General features: G+C 35.9%; 11 protein-coding genes. 2 read left to right on the top strand and 9 right to left on the bottom strand.

The features are described from left to right. Positions 1-182: YagK/YfjJ domain-containing protein (locus tag PSF16_RS15490; protein WP_272689591.1), on the top strand; the 182-nt coding region annotated here is incomplete at its 5' end. Between the two features lie 105 nt (positions 183-287). Further along, positions 288-497 carry a helix-turn-helix transcriptional regulator gene (locus tag PSF16_RS15485; protein ID WP_036968140.1) on the top strand — a complete coding sequence of 70 codons (210 nt, stop codon included), beginning with the start codon at positions 288-290 and terminating at the stop codon, positions 495-497. 362 nt (positions 498-859) lie between these two features. On the opposite strand, the gene arsC is transcribed toward PSF16_RS15485, so the two are convergent. The 9 genes from arsC to PSF16_RS15440 all read right to left on the bottom strand — a co-directional run bounded on the left by arsC (position 860) and on the right by PSF16_RS15440 (position 8,396). After that, positions 860-1,300, bottom strand: a complete 441-nt coding sequence (gene arsC, locus PSF16_RS15480; protein ID WP_272689590.1) for a glutaredoxin-dependent arsenate reductase — start codon at positions 1,298-1,300, stop codon at positions 860-862. A 10-nt stretch (positions 1,301-1,310) separates the two neighbouring features. Next, entirely contained in the window at positions 1,311-2,600 is a 1,290-nt protein-coding gene (locus PSF16_RS15475; protein WP_272689589.1) for an arsenic transporter, read from the bottom strand. Positions 2,601-2,655: 55 nt separating this feature from the next. Then, positions 2,656-4,407 carry an arsenical pump-driving ATPase gene (gene arsA, locus PSF16_RS15470; RefSeq protein ID WP_272689588.1) on the bottom strand — a complete coding sequence of 584 codons (1,752 nt, stop codon included), beginning with the start codon at positions 4,405-4,407 and terminating at the stop codon, positions 2,656-2,658. Between the two features lie 13 nt (positions 4,408-4,420). Then, entirely contained in the window at positions 4,421-4,786 is a 366-nt protein-coding gene (gene arsD, locus PSF16_RS15465) for an arsenite efflux transporter metallochaperone ArsD (protein WP_140171176.1), read from the bottom strand. Between the two features lie 47 nt (positions 4,787-4,833). Beyond that, the gene (locus PSF16_RS15460) at positions 4,834-5,169 is read right to left on the bottom strand and encodes a metalloregulator ArsR/SmtB family transcription factor (RefSeq protein ID WP_272689587.1); all 336 of its coding nucleotides are present in this window, start codon (positions 5,167-5,169) and stop codon (positions 4,834-4,836) included. Between the two features lie 319 nt (positions 5,170-5,488). Continuing rightward, on the bottom strand, positions 5,489-6,169 hold the full coding sequence (locus tag PSF16_RS15455) for a hypothetical protein (RefSeq protein WP_272689586.1): 681 nt from the start codon (positions 6,167-6,169) through the stop codon (positions 5,489-5,491). Then, entirely contained in the window at positions 6,169-7,278 is a 1,110-nt protein-coding gene (locus tag PSF16_RS15450; protein WP_272689585.1) for a hypothetical protein, read from the bottom strand. The genes PSF16_RS15455 and PSF16_RS15450 overlap by 1 nt, the downstream gene beginning before the upstream one ends. Next, positions 7,275-8,063: a hypothetical protein gene (locus tag PSF16_RS15445; RefSeq protein ID WP_272689584.1), complete on the bottom strand. Its 789-nt coding sequence runs from the start codon at positions 8,061-8,063 to the stop codon at positions 7,275-7,277. The genes PSF16_RS15450 and PSF16_RS15445 overlap by 4 nt, the downstream gene beginning before the upstream one ends. Positions 8,064-8,108: 45 nt before the next feature. After that, positions 8,109-8,396 carry a hypothetical protein gene (locus tag PSF16_RS15440; protein ID WP_272689583.1) on the bottom strand — a complete coding sequence of 96 codons (288 nt, stop codon included), beginning with the start codon at positions 8,394-8,396 and terminating at the stop codon, positions 8,109-8,111. Positions 8,397-8,605 lie beyond the last annotated feature (209 nt).

Genomic DNA, 8,605 nt, shown 5'->3' with positions numbered 1-8,605 from the left:
TAAACCATCCTGATAAGCGTTATTTAGTTCATATCCCGGACAACGCCGTTACTTGGCTAGATAATAATGAAACCCACAATGAAAGTGCGATATTCAAATTAAACCAGCGTTGTCGTTACTTAGCCAAAGAGCATACAAAATATTATGGTGATGGCGAGCGTTCTTTTGGGTGCAGCCGTTAATCTACCAAAAAAAAACATGAGGGGGATATCTTTTGGAAGAGAGATATCCCTAAATATTCATCGATATCCCTTCTGCCTTTTAACTTTAAAGACAGGAGTTCAATAATGAGCACTCAAGCGATTCCCTTATTAGATGACCAATTCGTTGATATGAAATTTATAACCCGCTTAACCGGACTAACAGATAAATGGTTTTATAAATTGATCCAAGATGGGGAGTTTCCAAAGCCGATAAAACTGGGGCGTAGTTCTCGTTGGTTAAAGAGCGAAGTTGAAAATTGGTTACAAGCACGTATTGCCGAATCCAGAGTCTAACCATCACATCACTCCCCTATTCTGCGTTAGTAACACCAACATTTAAGTCACACTGAAAACTCAACAATGAGAAAGTATCATGCTCTTTATGAGACATTGCTACGCCTTTACCAACTCTGACTGAATGGACTTACCAAACTTACTGTCGCTCACGGAATGCTTCATCCCTATATCAAGAATAGTTACCAGCTGGTGGAGTGGATCATTGGCAGGCAAATGGAGAACTGGGGACTGACGAGGATCATGGATGATTATGTACTATTCACAACAACATATTTTATTTAATTAACAGCATAAACACATACAGAGTGTTGAAGTTGCCAACAACACTCAATCCCATTCACTTTTTTTAGGGTTTATGCTTAACTGGCCTCTTCATTTGCATTTTTACATCGTGTACTACCAATCACTATTTGACCATCTTCCTTGATAAATTCACTTTGTTGCTGATTAGGCAATATATCTAACACTACCTCTGAAGGCCGACACAACTTTACGCCTAGCGGAGTGACGACAATCGGCCTATTGATCAGTATCGGGTACTGCAACATAAAATCGATCAATTGCTCATCGGAATAAAGGCTATTTTCTAAATTTAATTGCTCATAGGGCTCAACATTTTTCCGTAGTAATTCGCTGACTTTGATTTTCATATCGGCGATAAGTTTCACTAACACATCCTTAGTCGGAGGTGTTTCTAGGTAATAAATAATCGTCGGCTCAATACCACTATTGCGGATCATGGCAAGGGTATTACGCGAAGTGCCACAATTGGGGTTATGGTAGATAGTGATCTCATTCATGGGGTTACCTTTAATTTAACAGTGAAAGTCGAAGTACTAAAGCAACGAGAGTGACAATGAGCACAGGGATAGTCATGATAATCCCTGTTTTAAAATAATATCCCCATGTAATGGTCATGTTCTTTTGCGATAAAACATGTAACCACAACAATGTAGCTAAGCTACCTATTGGTGTGATTTTTGGACCTAAATCGGCGCCAATCACATTGGCATACACCATCGCTTGCTGAATTAACCCTGATGCTTCACTTCCTTCTATGGATAGCGCACCAATTAACACCGTTGGCATGTTATTCATTATTGAGGATAAAAATGCAGTTATAAATCCCGTACCAATTGTTGCTACCCATAACCCTTTGTCTGCAAGGTAATTGAGCGTTTCAGAAAGATAATCGGTTAACCCTGCATTTCTTAAACCATAAACAACCAAGTACATACCTAAAGAGAAAATGACGATTTGCCACGGTGCTCCACGTAATACTTTTTTGGTATTAATCGTATGACCTCTGGCTGCAATCACCCAAAGAATTAAAGCGCCAATAGCCGCAATTGCACTGATTGGAATACCTAATGGTTCTAAGACAAAGAAACCAATAAGTAGCAGTACCAATACCAGCCAACCTGTTTTAAACGTTGTCATGTCCTTAATGGCTAAAGTCGGTTCACTCAGTTTGGTAACATCATATTGTTTAGGAATATCTTTGCGGAAAAACCAATGCAGCATCACGAGTGTTGCAAAAATTGCAGCAATATCCACTGGCACCATAATCGATGCATATTCAGTAAATCCAATATTAAAGAAGTCCGCAGAAACGATATTCACGAGGTTCGAAACGATCAGCGGCAAGCTCGCCGTATCTGCAATAAACCCAGCAGCCATGACAAATGCTAATGTCGTGCCTTTGTTGAAACCAAGTGCCAATAACATCGCAATCACAATGGGCGTTAATATCAATGCTGCGCCATCATTGGCAAACAAGGCCGCAACCGTTGCACCAAGTAACACGATATAACTGAATAACAGTTTTCCTTTACCCCCGCCCCACTTGGCAACATGTAATGCAGCCCATTCAAAGAAACCACTTTCATCTAAAAGTAGGCTAATGATAATGACGGCAACAAATGTTGCCGTGGCATTCCAAACAATGTTCCAAACAATCGGGATGTCTTGAAAACTGATCACACCAAAGATCAGTGCCAATACAGCCCCTGCTGTAGCACTCCAGCCAATACCCAGTCCTTTGGGCTGCCAAATAACAAAGGTGATCGTTAAAATAAAAATTAAAGCGGCGATAAACATAACAACCTCATTTAAAAGGTGCTTTTTCGCACCTTTTATTTCTAGAAAATAAAACTTATTCTGCGAGCTGACTTAATGCGGATATCCCCACAGGCTCTGTCTCAAGTAAAGGAACGATAGCAACACGTTTTGCTAATGTTGATGTCACCTTTTTAATCTGAGCAACTTCCTGCTCTGCCCTTGAAAGTAACAATGGTGATGTTGTTTCCGTGATAGATAGACTGTTATTGATCACCCACGCCCACGGATGTATATCTGCCCGTATTAAATCATTTTGTAAGTTCTCCGCCTCAAGCACAGGCGTAGTTTCAGCGAGTGTCGTAATAATCACTTTAGTGCGTTCAGGATCTTGTAATTGCATCATCGGCGTTAAATAATGGCCTTTTTCGCCCATTTTTTTAGCAATTTCTTTGTGGTATGCCCCTGTCGCATCGAGAAGTAATAATGTATGCCCAGTCGGCGCAGTATCCATGACGACAAAACGTTTACCCGCGTCTCTAATGATGCGAGAGAAAGCCTGAAATACCGCAATTTCTTCTGTGCATGGAGAGCGTAAATCTTCCTCAAGTAATGCGCGCCCCTCTTCATCTAAATCTTTCCCTTTGGTTTCTAAGACATAATTACGATAGCGCTCAGTTTCAGCGATAGGGTCAATTCGGCTAACTTGAAGACTGGGTAAAACGCCATCGAGGGTTGATTCAATATGCGCGGCTGGGTCAGATGTCGTCAGATGTACATCAAGCCCTTTTTCTGCCAATTTAACTGCGATTGATGCCGCAATCGTTGTTTTCCCTACACCACCTTTGCCCATTAACATAATCAGCCCATGCTGTTGCTGGGATATTTCGCCAACCAGTTCTGACAAGGTAGGTAAAGAAATAGGTTGTTTTGTCGGGGTAATAGTTGGAATTTGTGGCATGTCATTAGATAACAACTGCTTCAGTGCATCGACACCCACCATATTGATCTTTTGTAAATAAAGAATATCGACAGGTAACGAGCGTAGTGCTTCAGGCATAGACGCTAATGCCGCTTGTTCACGAGAGTAGAGCGCATGGGATAACTTATCATTTTCAGTCACCGAAGTTTCAGGGAAAACACCATTGACAATCAATTGCTGATTTTTGATACCCAGAGATGACAACTCGCTATAGGTTCTTGCGACTTCCCTCAATGCGGCAAACTGAGGTCGTGCAACCAAGACTAGCCTTGTTAGTGATTTATCACTCAACGCTTTCACCGCCATGCTGTACTGCTCACGTTGTTTATCAAGGCCAGACATTGGCCCTAGACATGACGCACCATCAGGATTGTCACTAATAAAATCACTCCACGCACTCGGGAGTTGTAATAAACGGATGGTATGCCCCGTTGGTGCAGTATCAAAAATGATATGGTCAAATTGCTCTGTAATTTCGGTATTAGTTAACAATCCAGTAAATTCATCGAAAGCTGCAATCTCTGTTGTACAGGCACCTGATAGTTGTTCCGTAATACTTTGAATTACCGCTTCAGGTAAACTTTCTTTGATTGGATTAATAATTTTGTTTCGATATTCTTCGGCTGCGGCTTGAGGGTCTATTTCAATAGCAAATAGATTTGGAACCAATGTTATTGGCTTAATCTGATTTCCTATTGATTGAGAAAATACCTGTCCGACGTTAGATGCAGGATCTGTACTCACTAGCAGGACTTTTTTTCCATCCTCAGCCAACTTGATTGCTGTCGCACAGGAAATTGAGGTTTTACCCACACCACCTTTTCCAGTAAAAAATAAATAATTAGGTGTGTTATCTAAAAATTTCATTTTATTGCTCCTGTTAACAACACGTTTTGTCATTACCGCAACACGATTTAACTATTTCGGCTTTTTCAATATTCAGGCGAATACCAAACCATCTGGCTAACTCATGTCGTTTTGGGTATCGACCAGTCAGCACAATCTCACCATCCAGAATCAATAGTGGAAGTGACTCGGCACCTGCGGTTTCCAAAAATGTTTTTGCTTTTGTGTTGTTAACGAACGCCATTGGCTCTTGTGCTAAATTAAAACGCCTTATATTTGCCCCTTGTTTTTTTAACCAATCCACATCTGTTGCGAAGTCTACCAATGCTTGATCGACTTCTGTTCCACAAACACCAGTGCTACAACATAACGCTGGGTCAAAGACTTCTAGTTTTTTCATACCTCAACCTTACATATGTTTTTTCATATGTATTAATTTAAAAAATTTTATGCGGAACAACTACTCGCAGACTCTTTTGTCTCTAGACTCTTAAGCAAATCTGCAACTCTATTTTTCTTTGCGGCATAGGTGACATCAATGATACTTTTCACCCACGGTAGTAATGCCGGAGATAATCGATAATGAACCCATTTACCATGCTTTGAATCGAGCAAAAGACCCGACTCTCTAAGCATTGCCAGATGTCGAGAAGTCTTTGGTTGCGATAAATTCAAGGCCGTATAGATATCACAGACACATAGCTCACCAGATGCTTTCAAAAGCAATACGATATCCAATCTGGTTTGGTCACCTAAAATTTTAAACAGCTGTAATGGTTCCATGTGTACCTCTTCAGTCTTTTCTTTAAATTATACTTAAAAAACACATGCGTCAAATCGAATGTGTATCTAGCCGTAAATTAGTACCAACATTAAATTTACTAACCAAAAAATTATAATATATTAATAATCGACTGATAAACTCATCTAAAATAGCTAATGACATCATGACGGTATAGCATAGATAGTTTAATATAGAGATATAGCCACTACTGACTTAATCAGTAGTGGCTATATCGAGGAAAAATTCATGTGTATACATCTAACGATATTTTTAGAACCAAAATAACCGAAAAAACAAAATCTTAAGAAAGAACTTAGATTAGATATATTCATGACAAATTAACTTTTCAATTAAATCAATTGGTGCCATATTATCTACTGTTATTCCTGAATTTTTTATATCTAATGTATAAGTTGTGCTATCATAAGAAAAAGTTAGCTTTGCATACTCTAACTTAAAATCTTTTACTTTGAACTTATCTATAAACACATCTAAAGCATTAATTGAAGATGTAACTTCCACTATAGCAGAAGAACATGTGTTTATAATAATATTAGATGCTTTTATTTTTTTTATATTAATATTCTTTAGCGTATCATTCATCATCAATGGTATTAGTTTAAAAATATTAATATTTATTGGTTCAACAAAAAAATTATAATCTAGTATGTTTTTTAGATACATAACAAATTCATTTAGTGTTCTAGGTGAGTTTTCTATTCTTATTAAAAACTTACCTCTAGAAAAAATAGACATAACAAAAGATGTATATAAAAACCTTTCAATCTTTATTTCATCCTCAGTACCATCAGGCCTATTTATTCTCTCATACTGTATTACTCTTTCAACAAAAACAGCATCTATTGAATCATGATCTAGATTATTTACTATATAACCCTTATTAGCCCTTGAATCAAATCCATTGCTTAACACAATGTCAACAAGGTCATCAAGAGATATATCTATATTAATTAAAACCCACCTATATCGTGTCTTCATCATTCCTCCATTATAGGTAAATCATCACTATTGCCGCTTGATTTAATTTCAGATATTATTTCCTTTGCTGTTTTTAACACTAATTTATTGAATGTCATTTCCTCTGATTTACTCATATTAATTCTATTTTTGTGATGAGTATCATTAATATCTAAACTATCTATTTTTCTCGGATAATAACCTTTAACTAAAAATACAAAACCAGTACAGTTTTCTGGTTCAGAAAAAAGAGCTTCTATTTCATAGATATCAGATTCTACATGTCTATCATCTGTTATTGTCCAAACTATTTTCCAAATATAAAACCCTGATTTATATAGTGATGATAGTTCCTGAGATAATGTAACACCTGTTCCAGATAAGGATGCCTTTTTTATATGAGTGCCTGAACCGTTATCTTTATCCGGATTGTAGACATATACATCAGTAACACTTTTAAGACTGTAGCCTTTCATTGATGTTGTCAATTTATCAAATAAAGAGCTAATTATATTATTATCAACCAACCCCTCTAAATTTATCTCTTCACGTGAGATAGTTGGATCTTTCTCTGCTAAAGAATCAAAAATAATATTAGTTATTTTTTCCATCTTTTTATTATGTGGCCCAATTAATCTGATCACTCCTTTAATTTTTTCAATAGTAATCTCTGCATCTTTATCTACAACTTGTCTAAATTCTGATTTAGTAAAGTCAGGTTCACTATACTCAACTTTTAAAATATATTTTTTATTAACTATATTATAATCAACTATATCGTTACTATCTTCATGACTTAGACAATTTTTAACTTTATCTAAAGCCTCTTCAATATCACTTCCTTCGATAGATTTACTTAGTAAATCTATCGATCTAGTTCTCTCTCTTTGAGTCGCAACACCTAAAATTTTTGATAAATATTCGTAATCTTCATACCCATGAATATATTTTGAAAAGTTATCCGCCAAACTCTCCTTAGAGGTTTTATTTGATATAATAATCCCTCTTTTGAAATATAAATCTTTTAAGTCATCTCTTGTTACCTTATATTGCTGCAATGCATCAAAGATTGCTTTATCTGTTGCACTATATATAGCGCCCGTTTTATTTCCATAATTATCTTTACTCATTTTTTCCTCTGTGCAACTTCTTTTGTTTTAAAACAGGTCTGTTTCAGCGTTATTTCATTTACATCAATTTCATTTAAAATATTTCTTTTATTATCATCATACCCCCAACTACGTATATATATCTCCTTTGCCTTCTCAAAATGACTAATAATATCTTTATTGGGTAAGTAATGAGCTAATCTCAGTCTAATTTTATAATCTCCATTTAATATCTGGTATCTAGATAATGTATCGAAGAGATACACAAATTCATATGGATCATTACCTTGCCTATTATAATAAATAACAAATCCTGCTGGAGATGTATCATATTCACCTTCCACTCTACTCTCAACAATTACTTCATCATGCTCAATAATTAAATAAGGGGCGGTTATTGCCTCTATAGTTGCTGGCCTTGAGTATTTATCTCCACTTATAGTTTTATTTCTTATCAATTCAGGGTAATAAAATGAATACTTATGTCGAGGAAATGAACCTTCTCTATGTAGTTTATCAACATCAGCAATAATAGTAGTCATATAACTAATCATTAATGGTTCAACAATATGAATCTGTTGATTTGTTTTTAATCCAATGGATGCCAAATCGATTCCTAACTTACGCCTATTATTTATCTTTTCCGTTTTAAATACATCATAAAAATTTTTATGGTAATTTCCATCATGGTTATATATAAACAACATTCCTCTTATTTCATATTTAGTTGACTTAATTGCATACCTATTCTTCCATTCAGAACTTATTGAGGCACAATCAATTGTTTTAGCAATTGATTTCAACATATCTCTTACATCACTTGCCTTAATACTATTGGATGCATAACTTTTTTAATCAGTATTAAATAATACATCCTTTCCACTATATGGGTCCCTATATTTGAAAACAATATCGACAGGATGAGTCTTCACTGCTTTTTTTTCTTCACTATCGGTTTCATCCTCTTCCACAACACTTTCTTCTTCTTTTTCATCTTTTTCTTCTTTAGAGAAGTGCTCATCTTGTTTCCTACAAGAAAAATTTTCATCATAAAACTCAATTTTCTCCCACCTAAACCACTCAAAAATATCCTTTGATACAATGTGGGCTAGCTCACTAATATTGATAGTCTCAGCCATAATAAAATCACCTCAAAAGTTAATAATATTAATGAGTCTAACCTATAGATATCAGTTTTCAAAATCATTAAGTTTAAGTTAAAGCACAATCGGTTATATAAATCCCCCATTATGATAACAACTCTATCCAGCTATCTAAACTACTGAGTTTAGGATACTGGTCCCCTCCAACTCATCAATATAGTCCGCATACCACTGGATCATCTCTC

The organism is Providencia sp. PROV033, assembly GCF_028484855.1.
In the GTDB taxonomy this organism is placed as follows: Bacteria; Pseudomonadota; Gammaproteobacteria; order Enterobacterales; family Enterobacteriaceae; genus Providencia; species Providencia alcalifaciens.
Note: the sequence above shows the minus strand (reverse complement) of the source record. Positions and strands in the feature narration are given on the sequence as shown.